The organism is Sporolactobacillus shoreicorticis, from assembly GCF_024125445.1.
In the GTDB taxonomy this organism is placed as follows: Bacteria; Bacillota; Bacilli; order Bacillales; family Sporolactobacillaceae; genus Sporolactobacillus; species Sporolactobacillus shoreicorticis.
Genome location: NZ_JAMXWM010000004.1, coordinates 41,613 through 61,972, shown reverse-complemented (window position 1 = coordinate 61,972; position 20,360 = coordinate 41,613). Strand labels below are relative to the sequence as shown.

Annotated in this window: 19 protein-coding genes; 6 read left to right on the top strand and 13 right to left on the bottom strand. The window is 40.9% G+C overall.

What is annotated here, in order from left to right:
- Positions 1 to 74 precede the first annotated feature (74 nt).
- From NIE88_RS04470 to hpf, 4 genes are all read right to left on the bottom strand, one after another.
- Entirely contained in the window at positions 75 to 971 is an 897-nt protein-coding gene (locus NIE88_RS04470; RefSeq protein WP_253059387.1) for a YitT family protein, read from the bottom strand.
- Positions 972 to 1,207: 236 nt separating this feature from the next.
- A protein-coding gene (prfB, locus tag NIE88_RS04465; RefSeq protein WP_253059385.1) for a peptide chain release factor 2 occupies positions 1,208 to 2,306 on the bottom strand; the annotation gives its coding sequence in 2 pieces (ribosomal slippage) (positions 1,208 to 2,242 and positions 2,244 to 2,306; 1,098 coding nt in all).
- A gap of 28 nt (positions 2,307 to 2,334) precedes the next feature.
- On the bottom strand, positions 2,335 to 4,854 hold the full coding sequence (gene secA / locus NIE88_RS04460; RefSeq protein WP_253059383.1) for a preprotein translocase subunit SecA: 2,520 nt from the start codon (positions 4,852 to 4,854) through the stop codon (positions 2,335 to 2,337).
- A gap of 461 nt (positions 4,855 to 5,315) precedes the next feature.
- Positions 5,316 to 5,858 (bottom strand): ribosome hibernation-promoting factor, HPF/YfiA family, encoded by a 543-nt coding sequence (hpf, locus tag NIE88_RS04455; protein ID WP_253059381.1) that lies wholly within the window; start codon positions 5,856 to 5,858, stop codon positions 5,316 to 5,318.
- A gap of 410 nt (positions 5,859 to 6,268) precedes the next feature.
- Between hpf and NIE88_RS04450 the strand changes: the two genes are divergently transcribed.
- Complete coding sequence (locus NIE88_RS04450) at positions 6,269 to 6,409, top strand: hypothetical protein (protein ID WP_253059379.1); 141 nt, start codon at positions 6,269 to 6,271, stop codon at positions 6,407 to 6,409.
- Positions 6,410 to 6,564: 155 nt separating this feature from the next.
- Here the strand turns inward: NIE88_RS04450 and fliT are convergent, their stop codons facing one another.
- The 7 genes from fliT to NIE88_RS04415 all read right to left on the bottom strand — a co-directional run bounded on the left by fliT (position 6,565) and on the right by NIE88_RS04415 (position 14,727).
- Entirely contained in the window at positions 6,565 to 6,912 is a 348-nt protein-coding gene (gene fliT / locus NIE88_RS04445) for a flagellar protein FliT (RefSeq protein ID WP_253059377.1), read from the bottom strand.
- Complete coding sequence (gene fliS, locus NIE88_RS04440) at positions 6,912 to 7,319, bottom strand: flagellar export chaperone FliS (RefSeq protein ID WP_253059375.1); 408 nt, start codon at positions 7,317 to 7,319, stop codon at positions 6,912 to 6,914. Before fliS ends, fliT begins: the two co-directional genes overlap by 1 nt.
- Before the next feature lie 23 nt (positions 7,320 to 7,342).
- Entirely contained in the window at positions 7,343 to 9,199 is a 1,857-nt protein-coding gene (fliD, locus tag NIE88_RS04435) for a flagellar filament capping protein FliD (RefSeq protein ID WP_253059373.1), read from the bottom strand.
- 16 nt (positions 9,200 to 9,215) lie between these two features.
- Positions 9,216 to 9,578 (bottom strand): flagellar protein FlaG, encoded by a 363-nt coding sequence (locus NIE88_RS04430; protein WP_253059365.1) that lies wholly within the window; start codon positions 9,576 to 9,578, stop codon positions 9,216 to 9,218.
- Between the two features lie 106 nt (positions 9,579 to 9,684).
- Positions 9,685 to 10,767 (bottom strand): glycosyltransferase, encoded by a 1,083-nt coding sequence (locus NIE88_RS04425; RefSeq protein WP_253059363.1) that lies wholly within the window; start codon positions 10,765 to 10,767, stop codon positions 9,685 to 9,687.
- A 21-nt stretch (positions 10,768 to 10,788) separates the two neighbouring features.
- Positions 10,789 to 13,812 (bottom strand): CDP-glycerol glycerophosphotransferase family protein, encoded by a 3,024-nt coding sequence (locus NIE88_RS04420; protein WP_253059361.1) that lies wholly within the window; start codon positions 13,810 to 13,812, stop codon positions 10,789 to 10,791.
- 90 nt (positions 13,813 to 13,902) lie between these two features.
- Complete coding sequence (locus NIE88_RS04415; RefSeq protein WP_253059359.1) at positions 13,903 to 14,727, bottom strand: flagellin N-terminal helical domain-containing protein; 825 nt, start codon at positions 14,725 to 14,727, stop codon at positions 13,903 to 13,905.
- A gap of 690 nt (positions 14,728 to 15,417) precedes the next feature.
- Between NIE88_RS04415 and NIE88_RS04410 the strand changes: the two genes are divergently transcribed.
- Positions 15,418 to 15,609, top strand: a complete 192-nt coding sequence (locus NIE88_RS04410; RefSeq protein ID WP_253059357.1) for a hypothetical protein — start codon at positions 15,418 to 15,420, stop codon at positions 15,607 to 15,609.
- A gap of 326 nt (positions 15,610 to 15,935) precedes the next feature.
- Positions 15,936 to 16,904, top strand: coding sequence for a hypothetical protein (locus tag NIE88_RS04405; protein WP_253059355.1), 969 nt, complete (start codon positions 15,936 to 15,938; stop codon positions 16,902 to 16,904).
- A 128-nt stretch (positions 16,905 to 17,032) separates the two neighbouring features.
- Here NIE88_RS04405 and NIE88_RS04400 read toward each other — a convergent pair whose 3' ends face one another.
- The gene (locus NIE88_RS04400; protein WP_253059353.1) at positions 17,033 to 17,179 is read right to left on the bottom strand and encodes an Rpn/YhgA-type helix-turn-helix domain-containing protein; all 147 of its coding nucleotides are present in this window, start codon (positions 17,177 to 17,179) and stop codon (positions 17,033 to 17,035) included.
- A gap of 1 nt (position 17,180) precedes the next feature.
- Positions 17,181 to 17,495, bottom strand: a complete 315-nt coding sequence (locus NIE88_RS04395; protein WP_253059351.1) for a hypothetical protein — start codon at positions 17,493 to 17,495, stop codon at positions 17,181 to 17,183.
- A gap of 714 nt (positions 17,496 to 18,209) precedes the next feature.
- Here NIE88_RS04395 and NIE88_RS04390 point away from each other — a divergent pair.
- From NIE88_RS04390 to NIE88_RS22575, 3 genes are all read left to right on the top strand, one after another.
- Positions 18,210 to 19,667 (top strand): MFS transporter, encoded by a 1,458-nt coding sequence (locus NIE88_RS04390; RefSeq protein ID WP_253059349.1) that lies wholly within the window; start codon positions 18,210 to 18,212, stop codon positions 19,665 to 19,667.
- A 169-nt stretch (positions 19,668 to 19,836) separates the two neighbouring features.
- Entirely contained in the window at positions 19,837 to 20,037 is a 201-nt protein-coding gene (locus NIE88_RS22580; RefSeq protein ID WP_309247012.1) for a type II toxin-antitoxin system HicB family antitoxin, read from the top strand.
- Positions 20,000 to 20,248 (top strand): hypothetical protein, encoded by a 249-nt coding sequence (locus tag NIE88_RS22575; RefSeq protein ID WP_309247011.1) that lies wholly within the window; start codon positions 20,000 to 20,002, stop codon positions 20,246 to 20,248. Before NIE88_RS22580 ends, NIE88_RS22575 begins: the two co-directional genes overlap by 38 nt.
- The last annotated feature ends 112 nt before the right edge of the window (positions 20,249 to 20,360 follow it).

The window sequence follows — 20,360 nt, the reverse complement described above, 5'->3', positions numbered from 1 at the left end:
TGTCGAATAAATAAATGATCGAGGGAAAAATAAAAACGCGAGGAACCGTCGTCCTGCGTTCTTAACAGTCTTCCTTATGTTCGTTGGTAAAATCCTTTTCCGAAAACCTCGGTCGCATTCGTAATGATGAAGAAGGATTCGGAATCGATCGAGCGGACGAGCTGCTTCAGATGGGTCAGCTCGCTCTGTGAAACAACGGTCAGCAGCATCGGGCGTTCATCCCCAGTGTAACCGCCCTGACTGTTGATACGTGTAACACCTCGGTCGATCTCATCCAAAATTGCCCGGCGCATCGCATCTTCCTTATCAGAAATGATCAGTGCCATTTTCTCTGTATTGAACCCGAGCTGAACGACATCAATCATCTTCGCCGTTAAATAGATGCTTACCAACGCGTAAAGCGCGGCTTCGAGTGACAAGAAAAAGGCGGAAGTCAAAACAATCAATCCATCTAAAATCGAAACACACACACCAAGTGACAGACCGCTGAGCTTCTGAATCATCTGTCCGGCGAGCGCCGTACCACCGGTTGACCCGCGGCCACGGAACACAATGCCGAGCCCAATTCCAGTACCGACTCCGCCGAAAAGCGCTCCGAGCAGCGGACTGTCGGTCGCCGCCGGCATTCCGGCCGTCACAAATACAGCGAACGGAAGAGCGATTGTTCCCAGCAAAGTCTTCATCGCATAATCCACATATCCGAAGCTGCGGCCCAGAATAAGCAGACCGATCACGAAAATCGGCACATTCAAGCCCCACAACACATAGGACGGTGCCCAACCCAGCGTCCAGTGAAGGACAATGCTAATCCCGGCCACACCACCGGAGGCAATATGTGTCGGCAGCATAAACACATTAAATGTAATCCCCACAATAAATGAGCCGATAATGACCAATATATAGTCCATAAACACCGCTGTTTTCCCTCGATTGGGGATAACATGCTTGTCCCTTTTCTTAAAAAAATTCATATAAAAACTCCTTTTCCCGATAAAAATCAGTCGAATGTCTCTATTCTAATGTATTTGATCAGATGTGGTCAATCGGAGAACATTCTCTTCAGGATGGAGAGCTGATTTTAATGTGTAGATTGGATTTCGTTACAATTTAAGATTGTTTTAATACGGCTTTCGATTTTCAACACACTCCAAAAATAGAAAAAGAACCGGTACAGAACCGGTCCTCAGTTCAAAAGCACTATTTATTTTCATAAATGCAGACGCAGATACGCATCAATAAATGGATCGATGTCACCGTCCATGACGCGGTTCACATCACCGATTTCAACATTGGTGCGATGATCCTTGACCATGGAGTACGGATGGAAGACATAGGAACGGATCTGGCTGCCCCAGCCGATTTCCTTCTGCTCGCCATGAAGCGCAGCCATTTCGGCTTCTTTCTTTTCTTCCTCCAGCTGATACAGGCGCGACTTCAACATCTTCATTGCCTGATCACGATTTTGAAACTGCGACCGTTCCGACTGACAGCTGACAACAACGCCGGTCGGGATATGCGTCATACGCACGGCGGACGATGTCTTGTTGATGTGCTGACCGCCGGCACCGCTGGAACGGAACACGTCGACACGCAGATCTTCCGGTCGGATGTCAATCTCAATGTCATCATCAATTTCCGGTACCACTTCACATGATACAAACGAAGTGTGACGACGTCCGGCAGCGTCAAATGGCGAAATACGCACAAGTCGATGGATCCCCTTTTCCGCTTTCAAATATCCAAACGCATCCGGCCCTTTGATCATCAGCGTGACACTCTTGACACCGGCCTCATCACCCGGCAGGTAGTCGAGCGTTTCGACCGTAAAGCCTTTATTTTCCGCCCACCGCGTATACATACGCAACAGCATCGATGCCCAGTCTTGCGCTTCGGTACCGCCCGCGCCCGGATGGAGCTCCAGAATCGCGTTGTTGCGGTCATGCGGTCCGCTCAAAAGCAGTCGTGTCTCATATTTGTTGAACGCAACACGCGCTTCGCCGAGTGATTCCTCAAGCTCAGCTTTGAGATCTGCGTCATCCTCTTCTTTGACCAGCTCATAGGCAACCTGAAGATCCTCGAACTTCGATTCAAGGTCGGTCAGGCTGTCGACCTTGCCTTTTAATTCATTGGATTCATCAATAACCTTCTGGGCTTTTTCATTATCGTCCCAGAATCCCGGCATCGACATTTTTTCATCCAATTCAGCGATCTTTGCCTTTTTGTTATCTAAGTCAAAGAGACCCCCTAAACTCTTTGAGACGTATTTCCATCTCATCAATTTCGTGTTTCATTTCAGGTAAATCCATGTTCATCCTACTTTCCATTTTCCACAGATCATTTTCCGTGGCAGTTTTTATATTTTTTGCCGCTGCCGCACGGGCACGGATCATTACGGCCGACATGTACCTTGCGCTTAATCGGCTGCTTCTTTACCGGCTCGTCGTCCTGGCCGCCGGAGATGACGCGCAATCCGTGAGTCACCCGTTCACGCTGAATTGGCTGTTCCTCGCGAATCTCCGCCTTCATCAGGAAGTTGACGATCTCTTCGTCAATGCTTGCAACCATTTCTTCGAACATTTTGAAGCCCTCGATATTGTATGCACGGTACGGATCAACCTGACCGTAGGCACGCAGATAAATGCCTTCGCGAAGCTGTTCCATCGCATCGATATGATCCATCCACTTCGTATCGACCGTACGCAGCGTAATGACACGCTCAAATTCGCGCATCCGTTCCGATGTAAATTCTTCCTCTTTTTCATCGTAACGGGCAATTGCCTTTGCATACAAATCATCGATCATTTCTTCCGGATCCTTGCCGTCAAGGTCCTTCAAGGTCAGTACGCCTTCGTTGAAAATTTTCGCGTTTAAATAATCAATCACCGCTTGAAGGTCCCATTCTTCCGGTATTTCCTTCTCCGGAGTATGCGCATGAACAATGTTTTCAATAACCAGCTTGATCATGCCTTCGATATCCGGACGCAGATTTTTCGATTCGAGTACTTCCATACGCTGCTTGTAGATGATTTCACGCTGCTGACGCATGACATCGTCGAATTTAAGCAATTGTTTACGCGCGTCGAAATTGTTGCCTTCAACGCGTTTCTGTGCAGCTTCTACCGACTTGCTGACGAGCTTGCTTTCGATCGGAGACGTATCGTCCATACCGATCTTTTCCATCCAGCTCTTCATTTTATCCGAGCCGAATCGTTTCATCAAGTCATCTTCAAGAGACAGATAGAAGCGCGATTCGCCGGGATCGCCCTGACGACCAGAACGACCGCGCAGCTGATTGTCGATACGGCGCGATTCATGACGTTCCGTACCGAGAATGAACAGGCCGCCAAGATTGGCCACACCTTCGCCGAGCTTAATGTCGGTACCACGACCGGCCATATTGGTAGCAATCGTTACCGAGCCTGCCTGACCCGCGTTTTCAATGATTTCAGCTTCACGGGCATGGTTCTTCGCGTTCAAGACATTGTGCGGAATGCCGCGCCTTTTCAGAAGCTTCGAGATCAATTCTGACGTTTCGACGGCAACCGTACCGACAAGCACCGGCTGACCGCGATGGTACAGAGTGGAAATTTCTTCCACAACTGCATGGAACTTACCTTTCTGCGATTTATAGATCAGATCCGGATTATCGACACGGATCATCGGCTTATTCGTTGGAATTTCAATAACATCCATGTTGTAAATGCTCTGGAATTCTTCTTCTTCGGTCTTCGCTGTACCGGTCATACCGGAAAGCTTGCCGTACATGCGGAAAAAGTTCTGCAAGGTGATCGTCGCCAGCGTCTTGCTTTCGCTCTGAATCTCAAGACCTTCCTTTGCTTCGATCGCCTGGTGCAAGCCTTCGCTGTAACGGCGGCCCTGCATCAGACGGCCGGTAAACGGATCAACGATGATGATCTCACCGTCTTTAACCACGTAATCCTGATCACGGTGCATGATCGCATGAGCCTTCAACGCTTCGCTGACGTGATGGTTCGTGGTCACATTTGAGTAATCATACAGATTCTTGATTCCGAAGAATTTTTCCGCCTTGGTCATCCCTTCTTCAGTCAGCTGTACCGATTTCGTCTTCAAATCCACCGTGTAATCCTGTTTCTCCGTCAATAGACGTGCGAACTGGTTGGCGCGCACATACAGATCCGTTGACTTTTCGGCGTTGCCGGAAATAATCAGTGGCGTACGCGCTTCATCGATCAAAATGGAATCCACTTCATCGACAATCGCAAAGTTGAGCGGACGCTGAACCATTTCTTCTTTATAAAGAACCATATTGTCACGCAGATAGTCAAAACCGAACTCACTGTTCGTCCCGTAGGTAATATCTGCAGCGTAGGCTTCCTTCTTATCCTCAGGACTCATCCCGTTAATGTTCAGACCGACCGACAGACCGAGAAAATTGTACAGCAATCCCATCTGCTCTGCGTCACGCTTAGCCAGATAATCATTGACCGTAACCAAGTGTGCGCCTTGACCGGCCAGCGCATTCAGATAAAGCGGCATTGTCGCGACAAGCGTTTTACCTTCACCGGTTTTCATCTCGGCAATGTTGCCTTGATGCAACGCAATCGCACCGATCAACTGAACATAATAAGGCGTCATGCCGAGAATACGTGTCGACGCCTCGCGGACAACCGCAAAGACTTCTGGAAGCAGGTCGTCCAACGTCTCGCCATTCTCCAATCGCTGTTTGAATTCTGGCGTCTTTGCCTGAAGCTCATCATCACTCAGCGCCTTCATTTGATCGGCATAGGTTTCAACCACATGCGCTAATTTTTCCATCTTGCTGAGCTTGCGGAGACTGGTATCTCCTAAAACCCGTTTAAGCATTCCTATCATGCCTGCATACACCTCATTTAAGATTTCTGATTGAGCGCCACATACCCGCGCCATCAGTAACAATCACTTATATCATGCGTTCACGTATGAACCCGTCCGAAAAAACACGTCCTCAATATGATCTCTATTTTAACAATATTCGCTTGCGGTGACAATTACCCGCAGTCCAGAATCATTTGATCCTCCGCATGTACGGCGGATGATCCACATAATTATTCGTCGCTTGCCTCGCTTTTCAGGGCAAGTATCCGTCATGGACAGACCACAACATCTTCCATTATACGGCAAAACACACGCCGTGAAAACAGAAGAACACTCCGGAAAAAGCAGCTTCGAGTAAATGGGCTGCGCAGAATCCCGAATTCAGCGTAAACGGCTCACACGTGTGCACGTCTGGGAATCCGAAAGGGGAGATTCGCCTGCGCGAATCTCCCCCAGTTGTATATAAACAATCTTAATCGTTATACCTGATCAATCAAGCCAAACCGCCCGTCTCTGCGGCGGTAAACCACTGCGGTCGCGTTGTCCTCCGCATTATTGAAAACGTAAAAGGAATGACCAAGCATATCCATCTGCAGAATCGCTTCGTCAACCGTCATCGGTTTAAACACGAAATGCTTTTTGCGAACAACGTCAAGCGTTTCTTCTTCTTCAACCGTCTTCGTCGCTGTACCGCTCGCATTCTGAAATACCTGCTTCGCACCTTGACGATTCTTACGATTGATTTTCGTTTTATGTTTCTTAATCTGACGCTCAAGCTTGGAAACAGCCAAATCGATCGCCGTATAGAGATCTTCCTCGCCTACTTCAGCTCTCAGGAGAAGGCCTTGAAGCGGAATCGTAACCTCGACCACCTGCTCTTTGTTGTGGACGCGCAAATTCACACGCGCGCTCGCTTCAATCGGTGTATTGAAGTACTTTTCCAATTTGCCGATTCTTTTCTCTGCGTAATCCTGCAAAGATGGTGTCACTGTGATGTTTTCCCCGCGAATAATAATATCCATGAGAAAGCCTCCCTTCAATATTATATACATTCGCCATTCCCGTCCTAATTCCTTCTCAAACATCAAAATGTTTTTACAAAAAACGTCTTGCTTTTTATATTTTCGACAAAAGCCGGACATTTAAACCTTTAACCTGATTCATGCAAATAAGGTATTAATAACATGCAATATTCCAATCGAAACACAGGCCACAAAAGGGCCAATTTGTATTGACGCTGCTCGTCATAGCACATATAATGATTACGCAAACAGGAAAAACCATAGCAGATTCAAGCGGTTTTGTCCAACATTTTCCTATATAAAACTAAGAAATTCGTGTTAGACTATCTAACACCTTAGCACGTATATGATTCATAACGCAAAGGCTATAAGCCGGACGGTGACCATATCTCATAAAAGGGGTTTTGACTATGTCAGTCAAAAAAGAAGAAATCATCGAATTGTTTGAAAAGCTCAATGAAGATGAAAAAGAATCCACCTACAATTACTTGCAGTTCCTCGCAAGTCTGAATACAGAAAATGAAGAAACAGCAGTTGTCGTTGGCGACTAAATGTAAATAAATTAACTGATTGATTGCCCATCCGTTCATAGCGGGTGGGCAATTTGTTTATCCGGAGAGAAAGCAAGAAACGAATCAATGATCCTAGTGTATGTAACGGATGGGCGGTTGGTGAAAAAGAAAAAACCACCGGCTTATACGGTGATCTATTCATGTCGATCAAAATATGCACTTGATTGATTAATCAAGGGGTTCTTATAGCCCCTATAAGTCTTTAATGATTCTTTTTTATGTTTAAATTGTTGCATCTCACCAACTAGATTTCGTCTTGCCACTTGCATTAAAGAATGAATTTCATTATTTGCTTCTATAATTTTTTCACCGATTTTTTTTTCATCTTTACTGAACGCTTTGGGAAGTTGATCAATTAGTTTCTGCCGAAGCTCAAGCTTGTCGTTGATCTCTTTAGTGAAATCATTCTTTGGGTTTTCTGATTGCTGTTTTACTAGTTTTTGAATTTCTTTAGTCACTTGATAAAGTTTCTCTACACTCATCAGATTCGAGTCCTAACTGGAGAAGATTTTGAGTGATTCCTTTTATTAATTTCCAATACCCGTTTCCATGCGTCACGAAAATCAAGAATCAATTTCTCTACCTCATCCAAGATTTCTGTATCATTCTTAATGTTTGCTTGAATGATTCGCCTTTGAATGTAATCATACAATCTCATCATATCTTTAGAGATCGATTGTTTTTCATCTAAAGTTACCATAAGCTCAGTAATAATCGCTTGTGCTTTTTGAAGTTTAATATTTTTATCTGCATAATCTCCATTAACTAACGCAATCTTTGCTTGTTTAATAAATTTAATGCATCCTTCATAAAGCATTAACGTTAATTCTCCTGGAGATGCAGTAAATACTGAGTTTTTTTGGTACATATTATATGCATTATTTGGCAATTGGACTGCCTCCTAGTTCAATTTCAACTGAATGCATTTTGAATAAAGGTCGCTTGCGAATTTGCTTGCTGAATAGCTTGTTCCATTGCAGTAAATTGAGTATAGTACCGCGTCTGAATCATTTTTAGATGATCCTGAAAGCTTGATATTTCATCATTAAGGTTATCAATGCTCTTTCCAATATAAAATTGATCGTTTGGAAGTGAAACTGTACCTGCCTGAGTTTTAATCTTAGATACAGTATCGGTAATTGTATTAAATAATCGTTTCGCAATACCCATTGATGACGCATTGGAAGTTGAGGTATTGCCATTTGTAAATAATTTCATGACGCTATCTGGATCAGACGCAATGGCTGATTGCAATTTACTTTCGTCAATAATTAATTTTCCGTGTTCCATATAATTCTGGCTAGTGGTAATACCAATTTGAGAGATTTGACTGTAGCTGCCGCCCGTAATCCCACTGATTGCACCATAAATATCCTGACGCATTTTGCTTAAGGAACTATTTAAAATCGTATCATTATACAAGGTTCCCTGTCTTGCTTTTTCATTCCAGTTCGTAATATCTGAGTCAGACATTTGGGCCTTTTGTGCAGCAGTTAGTGGTGAATAATCCCTATTAGGAGCCACACTGGTCATGCTGTTAATTTTATCGATGGTTTCATTATATTTATCGACAAAACTCTTGATCTTGTCGAACATCCCATCTGTATCCGTATCAATACCAATCGTTACAGTTTGCCCCGAAGAAACCTCTTGATTCAACGTAAACGTCGTATTGTTGATCGTAAACGTATTCGAAGATGATGTCATTGGCATTCCGTTAACCGTTACGTTAGCATCCGTACCATTGACTGCTTCTTTAAGTCCAAGTGTTGTTGTTAAAAAAGAAGTATTAAATGTAATGTCATTTCCGCTTTTATTTAAATCCCCAGTAGCAGAAGCAGCAACAGAAACTTGTTTCGATGTTGAATCATAGAAGGTATTTACTGTTCCGTACGAATTAATCTTTTGCAAAATACTATTAAGAGACATGCTTCCGTTTGCATCGAATTGAATACGTTTTTCATTACTATTGCTATCATAAGTAGTTAGATCGATTTTTACCGTATTATACTCATACGACGCATCAATGGTTGAATCTTTTTCAATCGTGTTATTAAAAGTCAGTTGACCCGTTGTTTTATTAAGAAGTACTTTATTTGCTTCTTCTGAGGTGTTAAATTCTTCCTCAGAATCAAAAACTGTGTAGCTGGTAGTCACTCCATCTTTATCGGTTACAGAAACCGATAGTGAATCTTTGTTAACCGCTCCGTTATTCAATTTAAAAACTTTTCCATCTGCTGAAACGGAATGTGACTCAGGGGAACCCTCTTCGTCCTGTGCCGATTGTGTTGTCCAACTAATTCCGTCTGCAAGGTTTGTCACTTGTTCAATTAACGGCTTGCTGGGATCAAAATCTTGACTAGCGTTTACATGACTATAAGTCATCGCAGCCGTAGCTAATGTAGCACTCGAAATTGTATACGTTCCATTTCCAGCACCGGAAGCCGGTGTTACTGTTACTTTTGTCGGATCACTGACCGTCGCAGCCTTTGTATAACTGGATTGCAACGTCATCGTATTGACAATATTAAGCAAATCAGACAATTGACTGCTCATACTGCGATAGTCATCACGTTTCCATTCAAGCAGCTGCAATTTTTGATTCATTGTATCCAGCGGAACAGATTCTGCCTGCATCAATTTATTTACGATACTATCAACATCAATCCCACTTGCTAAGCCTGAAATCTGCAGGTTGCTGCTCGTCCCGGTATTCAATAGGTAATAATTTGAAGTCGTTGTTGAGGACGTTCCACTTATACTCGCCATAATTCTCCACCTTCCTTTACGCTTGATGATTAACGATTAAACCTAGCTTTTCAGCAATTGCTGCATACATTTCCATAAATTTCTTCGGAGGGATTTCTCGAATCACTTGATGTGTGTTCACATCCTGAACTTGAACATAGTAGGTTTGTAATTTTTCAAAGTAGACATACTTCAGCTCAGTCACATCAGACTGCAAAATCTGATTCGCTTCATCGACTAACTTTCCAACCTGATTTTTAGATAAAACGTTACTCTGTTTATCAGCAGATTGTAATCGACTTTGCCCCGAAGTTAGTTGATCTAGTTCCGGCACTTGACTTAATTTATCTTGCTGCATGGATGAGCTATTCACATTAATCGAACCAACGTTAACATCCATGGTCTTCCCCTCCCCGAACCAATTAATGAAGTTATCTAATGATTTTATCGGTTAAGGGCAGGGAATGTTTAATAAAAAAATAAATTTATGCTCAAAATCACTTCCATTATGAACGTCTTTCAACCACCTTATGAAATGTAGCTTCAATTCGATCAACGACATTCTTCACCCGATATTTCTCAACAGAATCCATGCAGGTTTCGGCATTGGGTAGAACTTTCTTACCATCGATAATATCTTGTAGTATATTATGTAATTTTTCACGATCACCGCATGGAAAGAGCCAACCGTTTTTATCTTCGTCTACAATTTCATCTGCGCCACTCCAGTTACTGCTAATAACAGGTACTCCTCTTGCCAATGCTTCAATTAATATCAAAGCGAATCCTTCAAAATCTGAAGAGAGGATCAATAATGAAACATCTGTTATGGTATCCCATGGTTGTTCTTTCCAGCCATGCCAATTTATATTTCGATCAATTTTAAATTCGGAAGCCATCTTTTTAAGGGGGATAACATACGGTCCATCACCAATTATATCAAGTGCCCATTCTCCTTTTAAGTTCTGTAGACCTTTCAACAAAACATCTAAGCGTTTTTGACTATTTTCAATTCTACCAACATATACAAACTTTGTCCTACCGTTTGTTTTTCTAATTAATGAAGCATGATCAAAATCAATTGTATTGCCAATATAATAGACTTTATTAGGGTTATCATACTTAGCAATTTGATTGCCAATACTTTTAGAAATAGCAAGATGTCCTTCGCAAAGCGCAAGACAACGCTCACCACCAAAAATTTCAGGTGGGCCATGAAGCCAAGAAAGAATAATTGGTCTACTTTTTTTCAATTCCATTTTATCAACTGCTAATCTGCAGAGATAACTTATTATCGGTGCATGTGTTGCGAGAACTATATTAGGACGTCCTAATAAACGGGTAAGTTGCTCGTAACGTAAAGATAGTTTACCAATTATCTTTTCATCTAAAATGGCATAGGGAGTATCTCTATCGCCATAATAATATATATTAGAAATATTATCTGCCCATTCCTGATTTTCTGGAGGTACCATTTGAAAAACTCTGACTGTGTGTCCCCTTCTCTCCAATTCACCATATACTAATTTAATGACATTTTCGAGCCCACCTTTTCCGACTGCATAACCCAGTACAATGTCAATGATCATATTATTTATCCATCCTTGTTTTCATTCTCCATACCGTTGTAGCATCTGATCAATAAAACTCCATACCCTTTCTGTTGAATGATTGTCTTGATAAAAATGCACATGATTTTTTATTTTTATTCTTTCTTCTTGATAGTAACTTTGATCATTCGTTGATTTCAAAATCTCATGTTGGAGTTCTTCTTGTTGCGTTACTTTTGGTCCCGGCGTCCAATTTTCGTATGGCTCCAAAACGAATCCACGTGATTTCCGATAGTCTTCAAGATCAACTGGAGTGAAGATAATCGGGCGATTTAGCAATAAATAGTCAAAGTAAACTGATGAATAGTCCGTAATTAGCATATCTGCTCCGTTCAATAAATCATATACATCCAATTGCTGTTCTACTAGTAGATCCGTCGTCAACAGGAATATATTCTCACTCTCGTGAACACTATTTTTAAACATTCTTTCATCTGCAGGATGCAATTTAACAATGAGTTTATAGTGATTTTCCGCAAGAAATCTTTCAAAAACTTGAGAATCAAAACCACTCATGTCAAAAAGACTATTCCATTGTTTGTTACCATCTTTTCTATTTAAACGAGGTGTATGCCGCCATGTAGGCATATAGAAAATAACATGATCACCCTGATCAGTAAGATTAAACAGTTTTCTAAGCTTTTCTTTACCGTTTGTTTGCAACAACATATCATTTCTAGGAGTACCTAACACTTGAAACTTATTATTAGAAATACCAAAACATTTTTCCATAGATTGATTATATAACTGAGAGTAAGAGATCATCGCATCTATATTTTTCCAACGATTCTTTATTTGTTCTTTTCCTACCTCGCTTGCATCCAGAAGTCCCATCGATTTTAATGGGAACCCATGCCAAAGTTCAACTACTTTCTGATTTGTTTCAACCTTCTTTTTTTCGAACGGATAATTTCCTTCTGTGGTGACAACAACATCATTCTCTAGTAACTCGTTAAAGTAATTCAAATCACTTCTTTGCTCAATCCAATTAATTTGATATTTTAGTGTTATCTCATCCGGTACTTGGCGCATTAGAGCGGTGACATTCGATCCAGATAAAGGAGTATAAACAAGTGCAATCTTTTTTCGTTTTTCGCCCCAAATTGTTTTATTTATAAGATATTGACTATCCGGATAGCATTCTAACGCTAAATTTTGAATAGTTATTGCTAATTTATCCGCATTCATCTTGTAAACAACTTTTCCTAAATTTTGTAAGATAGAAAAATTATAGTAGCCCTGTTGAATTGCCTGATTACAAAAATTATAAGTTGCTTCTTGAAGATTATTTTTTTTACATTCGTCAATGAGGTTTAAGTATGTCTGCTCGTCAAAATTTTCATTTCCGGCTTTTTGATAAAATTGAATAGCCAAATCAAAAAAATGATTTTCATAAAGCAAATGGCCGATTTTAATATCTATCGTTGATTCAAAAACAGTTCTGAATTGAAGAAGTTTTTCAAGTAAATCAAACTTCCTCAGTGAAATGCTTCGTTTCAGTAATACAATATAGATTTCATCCTTAATTTTAATCGTGTTATTACTTCCATTTTCAAGTAAAAATTGTATTACTTCAGATGATTGTGGACTGATTTTAGAAAGAGATTCTAGCATTTGTTTTTTCCCTAAATCAAAACAAAGCAGGAGAAAATCAGTAAAATCAAAAAAATCTTGATTAATTACTTTTAATAGCTTTTCAAATGAAAGACTATTTAATTGTTCAAAGGCCTGTGTCGTACGATTTTCGTTCCATAGCCTTTTTATTTGAATACCAATATTGTCTTTATATTCGTCTAAACGAGCTAATTGATTAATAATTTCCTGAGCAGGCTGTAGATGTATTAAAGCGTGAATAATTTTTTCTGAATAGACCTTTTTTTTCAACCATTTTTCTTTTTTAATAAAGTGAACAACATCCTTCATCTCTTCATTATCAATTAACAATGTAAAAAACCTTTTAATCAAATCTTCATCATTAAAATTTACATTTAGTGCCTGACTATAGTAGAATACTGCTTTATTTTTATCATTCAATCTTTCAGAGATAATAGCCAGCCATTTATTGGGGTAATAGTCAAGATAATCAGGACTGGTAATTATTTCTTGATATTTTTCTTTATTATCTAATAGATCCATTAACTCTGATTTAGCTTCAATTAACCTTCCTTGCAAAATAAAAACATTCGTTTTCAAAACTTTAAAGTCGGGAGACTTAATAAAAATTTGGCTTGCTTCTCGAATTACTGCTAATGCATCTGAAAATCGTTTTAAATTAATGAGTGTTCTAACAAGTTGAACAAGGCAAGCCGGAATCCATGCATAATCAAAGTCAGGTTTATTTTGATAGGCCAACTTATAATAAGTTAATGCCTGATCATTATCTCCTTTCGATGAGGATTCGTTACCAAGATTAAAATAGTCAAATCCATTTAATCCAACTTTATCTATTTGTTCATCTATTAGTTGCTCATTCCGCTTTCGCTTCCCCTTTTCCCCAATCGTATCTGACATATATCCTGAATGATAGATCACAAGATCTGAACTGGCAATGGGAAGTAAATTATTTTCCTTATAAAGTTGCTCATGAATGGTCCTTTTATATTTAATTGTTGGCACGTTCCGGTAAAGGCGTGTATGGTGATGCTGTGTTGTGTATTCTCCATGTATTCCAACAAAATTATATATTTTTGCACTATAACCATCATATTGATTATCATTTCTTTTTAATTTTTTAACAGTTTCTTTAAGATTTTCTAAATAAACATATTCATCAGCATCTAAAGCAAGAATCCATTCTCCTTTTGCTTTAGATTGCGCAAAGTTCCTAGCTTCCGAAAAACTATTGGTCCATTGGTAATCAAATACAGAATCCGTGTACTCTTTCGCTATTTTTTTGGTTTCATCCGTCGAACCAGTGTCAACAATAACTATTTCATCAACTCCGCCTTGTACTGAATCCAAACATCTTTTGAGCACTTTTTCCTCATTTTTAACGATCATACACAATGATAAAAACACGGACATAGTACACACCTCTATTCAGTCATAATAAATAAAGGTGAGGTTCTATTATATAGAGCCTCACCCTGGCATATCTTATCCAAATCTTCTCAATTATCTTAAAAGTTGGAGTACTCCTTGTGGCAATTGGTTTGCTTGAGCAAGCATTGCTTGTGCAGCTTGATTTAAGATATTATTTTTCGTGAAATTAGCCATTTCAGAAGCCATATCCACATCCGCAATACGTGACTGAGCATCAGTAAGATTCTGTGAAGAAGTGCTCAAATTATTAATTGTATGTTCCAGACGATTTTGAAGCGCACCAAGATTATCACGCTGAGTAGATACAGTTTTCAGAGCAGCATCAATCAATGAAATTGCTGAACTAGCACCAGCATTATTTGTAATATTCAAAGCAGAACCAATACCTAATGAAGCAGTTGTCATTGCACTAACCGTGAATGAAAGAATCTGACCAGAATTAGCACCAATTTGGAGAACAACTGCACTTGCACCTGTAAGGTCTCCAGTTAGCAAATCTTGTTTGTTAAATTGAGTCGTAGTAGCGATACGATCAATTTCAGATTGCAATTGGTTCAATTCAGTATTAATCTGATCTTTATCTTCTTCTATGCTAGTTCCATTTCCTGCCTGAACAACCAATTCACGCATACGTTGAAGGATTGCAGTAGTTTCATTTAATGCCCCTTCAGCAGTTTGAATCATTGATGTTCCATCTTGTGCATTTCTCTTCGCTTGATCCAAGCCATTGATCTGTGCTTTCATTTTTTCAGAGATCGCCAGACCAGCAGCATCGTCAGCGGCTGTATTGATGCGAAGACCAGAAGATAGTTTTGCAAGTGATTTTTGTGTTGCCGTTTCGTTTTTGCTCAACTGATTCAATGTATTCAGTGAAGCAATATTGTGATTGATAATCATAAATAGTTTCCTCCTTGAATTGTAAATGTCCACATCCATGTGGAATAGTATTTGGCAATTGGAAAGGCGCCTTCCCAATTGCCTTACAATCTATATATCGTCATTAGCAAAAAGATGTTTAGCAGGCTAGAATATTTTTTCATATTTTTTAACAGCATCATAATCAATCTGAATTACGATTTTCTAAACATTTCTTCCACTTTGTCCTTATCTGCTTATCCTTTCTCCAGAAACTCATTAGGAATTCCATGTACATATCTTTATCATACTACCACTTGTCTAAAGAATGAAAATAAAAATGGTCTGTTGCGCAAGTATTTCCCCAAGGGGCATGATCTAAAGCAGGATTCCGGTCCCAACGTCCAACAACACGGTTGACTGAAGCACCGTCCAAGCAAACGTCTGGGATGGCAAACACCTTTTAAGGCCTTTTATCATCAGGGGTTGCACTTGATTCGACAATCTAAGCATTTTAATGCTGCAAAATAAGACTGCGAATAACTTGTGGCTTTATTTGATGAAAATGAGAAATAAATCCCTTTTTGAGAAAGATATTTATGACCAAATGCTGAGATCCGAAAAACTAGATCTTTTTTGCGTACTCATCGGGCAACACCTTTTTGCGCGAACGAATCGATAATTTCACGCATCTCATCTATAATCAACTTATACTGGGAAGGAGGCTGCCCGATGCGTTTTTATCTGTATTTGCTTATTCCGTGTATTCTATCGTCACTTCTACCCTTTCTATGGCAGGCGCTTGTTCTTCTACTTGTCTTCTCAATCTGCTGCGCTTTTATTGTCACTCGTGCTACAGATAAACGACTTGGTTTCTGGCAAGCCAGTCTGATTTTTTCGCTGTTGTTTCTTTTCCTGATATAGGATGGTTTTCACATATATCTTGGAGTGACGGATGGTGCGATGCCTCAGGCAACTCTTTATTAGAATTTTATCCCGCATAGCACATGTGTCCGATAAAATGTTAACAAAAATTGGTGTATGGCTTATAAATCGAAGAAAATCATCGTATCTGACACTTCTGCAAAGATATAGATCTGCCAATGCTCATTCTGATTCGTATGTCTGCGAAGCGGGCTTGTTCAACTTTTAAAAACAGATAGACCAGGTTCAGATCAAACGCACCGATTCGCTTTCTGTTTTTAGTCTGGCTGTTTCATCCAAATTAATCGTACAATGAGGGGGACCCTATGACTGAGCAAAAAAAAATAATCGGCGGTTTTTTTTCTTTGGAACTGCCGGTGCGAACGGAATATCATAGTCAGGCATTGCGTCTGAACAGCGCGCGTTATGCACTTGAGTATGTGCTGCGGATTAGAAATTACAAAAAAATTTATCTGCCTGCCTACATTTGTGACAGCGTACTTCAACCAATGAAACGGCTGAATGTTGCCTTTGCTTTCTACACTATTGATGAACACCTCGCACCTATTTTCAACTCCATTCCAGAAGATGATGCCTGCTTGCTTTATGTCAATTACTTCGGTATAAATAGCAGCAATGTGCAAAATATCTGCCATAATCTGAAGCACGTCATCATCGACAATACGCAAGCTTTTTTTGAGCAGCCTCTCACGGGCATAGACACGGTGTATTCGCCACGTAAGTTTTTCGGTGTTCCGGACGGTGGTTATTTATACACCGATTCCAAAGCACAGCTTGATTTGGAACAGAATCCGTCCTACTATCTTTGCGACGCGCTGCTGAAACAAATTGATCTTGGGAGTGTCTCCGCCGAGCCGCTTTTCGAGCAAAACGAAGCCTATCTCGATACATGCGGCATGCATGCAATGGCATGCGCGACTCAGCGACTGTTGACGAGTATTGACTATGAGCAAGCACGGACCATCCGAAACGACAATTTCCACTTTCTTCATCAGCAGCTTGGACGGTACAATCAGCTCGATACGCATTTCGGTAACGTGAACGGCCCAATATGCTACCCTTTCCTCATTGAGCGCGGAGAACAACTAAAGAATCATTTATTGCGTCATCACATCTATGCTGATGATTTTTGGGAAGATGCTCTATCGCGCGTACCCTCCGCAAGCTTCGAATATCGACTGGCTAAAGATTTGGTCGCACTGCCGATTGATCAGCGCTATACTCAGACGGACATGAACTATATTGTGCAAACCATTCGCGGCTTTCTGATATGATTGGTTAACTCAAACGTTCGCCGATCCATTTTCCCAGAACGGATTCACGATGCCCACTTATTCGGATTTCATTAATCGATCACCGGGATAAAAGCGGTATTTCTGAACATTTCTTCAAAACTGGAGATTCATAACTTAGTTATGCCTCGCTTGTTAGTAATCGCTTCTTCACTTAATCCCGTCATTTCACTGATTCTCTCATGACTCATTCCTTTCTGCAACAGCTTTTGGGCAACCTGTTCTCTCCCCAGATCAATTCCTTGTTTCTTTCCCAAATTAATTCCTGTTCAATTCCCTCCTTCTTTCCACGCTCATGAAAGGAGTGTTGGGCCATTTGAGCACTTCTTCTCGGATTTCCTCCGGGAGTTCTTTCGCTTGGTCCATCAATTGATCCACCTCTTTCTTATTTAATTGAAGATAGGTTTCGAAAAATCCATTGATCATGCTTTCACGTGCTTCACTAAGATGCATGCCGATCATCTGCCTGATAAAGGCAAGCCGAACCTGCACACGTTCCTTTTTGGAGTAGTTCATCCTGCTCATGAGTGCGGCGGCAGGATTATTGCTACACATGAATTTTCGCCAATTCATTTTAGTAACCACAAGCTTAAAAAAATGGAATTCGCTGACCCCCGTAAAACCTTGACCACAAATTCATCCGGTTCCTCTCTAACTCCATCATAATTGAAGATCGCAATCAGTAAAACAGGCTTTCGAAATTTCAGATAAATTCAGATAAATAACGATGTAGTAGAGGTACATCCGTCCGGCAAAATCATCTTGAAAGTAATTTTGCGTCTCGAGATGGACCATCAGGATCAGATCTTTTTGGGATTTCAGCTTTGCTTCCGCAATGATGTCCGTCCCTCTTCTTGTCGCCCTCGATTAGATCAGGAAACAGCTTCTCCCAGAGAAATCTTTTCTCAGACAGATCAAGCATGTAATCTTTGGGAAAAAGGCTTCGAGAAATTCATCAAAAAACTCGTGCAGCAAGACTTTGAAGCGCCGATCATGGTCAGTAGGCATAGGGGCCTCCTTCGAGGTATGATTTGAGTTGTGCAAAAGGAATTAGAAAGAAGAAATTGAAAAAAAGTAGGAACAAACGATCGTATGCACAAAAAATATAACCAAATCTACATCAAAATGTCGAGAAAATAATCTAAATAAAACTGTAGTTTTAGACATGCCGCTAATCCTCAAAAAGTTAATTAATAAATAATCGAAATCTGCCGGGACTTTGCTTCAACACTTTTCAAGCAATTATGCTATCTTTTGTATAGATGCGCGTTTGGAGGCTGCAGTTTCATGAATAAGTCAAGAGCTTTAACCTATCAGGATGATCCAATCGTCCAGAAAAGACGATGGCTGATCCTAATCAGTATTAATATGTTCACGTTTATGTCGACACTTGATGCGAGCATCGTCAATGTAGCGCTGCCGCAGATTTCCCGTGACTTACATTTGCCAATCGCCAGCAGTCAATGGATTGTCACTATTTATTTGATGACAATCTGTGTCTTTATCCTGCTTTTCGGGCGGCTTGGCGACATGCTGGGCAAAATTCGCATTTTTAAGATTGGCACTGCCCTTTTTGTTTTTGGATCACTGCTGTGCGGATTTGGTCTTACCTTGAGTTTCTTGCTTGTCGGTCGCATAGTTCAGGCCATCGGCGCTTCGATGACGATGGCCAATAATTTTGGGATCGCAACCGATATTTTCCCGAAATCCGAGCGCGGACGGGCGCTTGGTTTAATCGGTACTTTCGTTTCTCTGGGCTCAATCACCGGTCCGGGAATCGGCGGACTCGTTGTCTCCACGTTGAGCTGGAATTACATCTTTTGGATTAACATACCGATAGGTCTTGTGGTGATGATTCTGGGCTGGCGTGTTCTGCCTAAGGATTTGTTTGCATCAAAAGGCCGCTTGGATTGGGCAGGAACATCCATTTTTGGATTATTCATCATAGCTCTATTCAGTGGATTGCTTCTTGGACAACACTTAGGGTTCAGCGACGGACGTATTCTTGGATTGCTTTTTCTTTCTGCCGGTTTGCTGGTTTTATTTATCTTTGTGGAATGGCACATCGAACAGCCGATGCTCCGGTTGCGTCTGTTCAAGAATCTTATGTTCTCGATCAGCATTTTCTGTGGCTATTTAGTCTTTCTTTCCAATTTCTGCTTCAATATGATCGCACCATTCTACACCCAGGACATTCTGCATCTGTCGGCGGGTCATTCCGGACTGCTGTTGATGCTGTTTCCGATGATGATGGCCGTCGTCGCACCGTTCAGTGGCGCTCTGTCAGACAAAATCGGTTCAGAAATTCTCACATTCATTGGATTACTGGTTCTTGTGGTGGCACAGATCGGACTTGGATTTTTGAATGGGAAAAACTCGCTTATCTATGCTGGCATACTGATCGCTTTGCTCGGTGCCGGCAGTGGATTCTTTATGTCGCCAAATAACTCGCTCGTCATGTCGACGGTTCCGAAAAATCAGCTTGGAAGCGCGGGGAGTGTCAACGCATTGATCCGAAATTTAGGCATGATTAGTGGGATTACCTTTGCAACAACCTTACTGTTTGCCAACATGTCGCGGGCTGCGGGTCACCGTGTAACCGGAATGATCCCAGGCCATCCGTCTATTTTTCTTTACGGTATGCACACCGTCTTTTTGGCGTCTGCCGGAATTTGCGCGTTTTGTGCCGTGATTACAGGCGTCCGGCTTCTTACCGTACGACGCCAATTGCATAAAACCACTTAAAACACAGCGATGATATCGTTGTGCACGGATACATGACTAAATGTTTAAACTAAAAGAAGACTTGTTACCGATCTAATCATTCCGGAGACTTAAAGCCCGGCGCCCTAAATTCAATACTTAAGCAGGCAAGACTGAAATAAGTTCTGTTTTCTCTACGGAAATTTTGATTATGGCTAAATATATTTACCCTGCTGTATTTGACCCGAAAATAGACGGCAGTAAAGGATATACCATTACATTTCCTGATCTTCCCGGCTGCATTTCTGAAGGAACGGATATACAAAATGCTCTATATATGGCAAGAGATGTTCTCGAAGGTTTTATGTACATCCTTGAAGAAAGATGGTTCTATTATCCCTGCTCCTTCTAATCCAAGCAACATAAAAGCACTATCAGAGGGATTTGTGGTACTTGTCGAAGCCTGGACGGACATTGTACGTGATGAAGCTGAAAACAAAGCCATCAAAAAAACATTGACTATTCCAAAATGGCTAAACGATGAAGCAGAGAAGAACAAAATTAATTTTTCTCAACTCCTTCAATTCACCATAAAAGAACAGCTAGGCATTAAGCGTCCTTAATTAGGGACGTTTTTTTATTATTGTAAAAAGAAACCTGTGCTGATTAGGTACTCTTAAAAATGCTGATTGTATGATGCTTACAGATTAAAAGAACGATACTCATTTACTGATA

Excerpts from the sequence above, each read along its gene's own strand:
- NIE88_RS04470 (WP_253059387.1), bottom strand. The coding sequence starts at position 971 with ATGAATTTTTTTAAGAAAAGGGACAAGCATGTTATCCCCAATCGAGGG.
- secA (WP_253059383.1), bottom strand. The coding sequence starts at position 4,854 with ATGATAGGAATGCTTAAACGGGTTTTAGGAGATACCAGTCTCCGCAAG.
- hpf (WP_253059381.1), bottom strand. The coding sequence starts at position 5,858 with ATGGATATTATTATTCGCGGGGAAAACATCACAGTGACACCATCTTTG.
- NIE88_RS04450 (WP_253059379.1), top strand. The coding sequence starts at position 6,269 with ATGTCAGTCAAAAAAGAAGAAATCATCGAATTGTTTGAAAAGCTCAAT.
- fliT (WP_253059377.1), bottom strand. The coding sequence starts at position 6,912 with ATGAGTGTAGAGAAACTTTATCAAGTGACTAAAGAAATTCAAAAACTA.
- fliD (WP_253059373.1), bottom strand. The coding sequence starts at position 9,199 with ATGGCGAGTATAAGTGGAACGTCCTCAACAACGACTTCAAATTATTAC.
- NIE88_RS04430 (WP_253059365.1), bottom strand. The coding sequence starts at position 9,578 with ATGGATGTTAACGTTGGTTCGATTAATGTGAATAGCTCATCCATGCAG.
- NIE88_RS04425 (WP_253059363.1), bottom strand. The coding sequence starts at position 10,767 with ATGATCATTGACATTGTACTGGGTTATGCAGTCGGAAAAGGTGGGCTC.
- NIE88_RS04420 (WP_253059361.1), bottom strand. The coding sequence starts at position 13,812 with ATGTCCGTGTTTTTATCATTGTGTATGATCGTTAAAAATGAGGAAAAA.
- NIE88_RS04415 (WP_253059359.1), bottom strand. The coding sequence starts at position 14,727 with ATGATTATCAATCACAATATTGCTTCACTGAATACATTGAATCAGTTG.
- NIE88_RS04410 (WP_253059357.1), top strand. The coding sequence starts at position 15,418 with ATGCGTTTTTATCTGTATTTGCTTATTCCGTGTATTCTATCGTCACTT.
- NIE88_RS04405 (WP_253059355.1), top strand. The coding sequence starts at position 15,936 with ATGACTGAGCAAAAAAAAATAATCGGCGGTTTTTTTTCTTTGGAACTG.
- NIE88_RS04395 (WP_253059351.1), bottom strand. The coding sequence starts at position 17,495 with ATGAATTGGCGAAAATTCATGTGTAGCAATAATCCTGCCGCCGCACTC.
- NIE88_RS04390 (WP_253059349.1), top strand. The coding sequence starts at position 18,210 with ATGAATAAGTCAAGAGCTTTAACCTATCAGGATGATCCAATCGTCCAG.
- NIE88_RS22580 (WP_309247012.1), top strand. The coding sequence starts at position 19,837 with ATGGCTAAATATATTTACCCTGCTGTATTTGACCCGAAAATAGACGGC.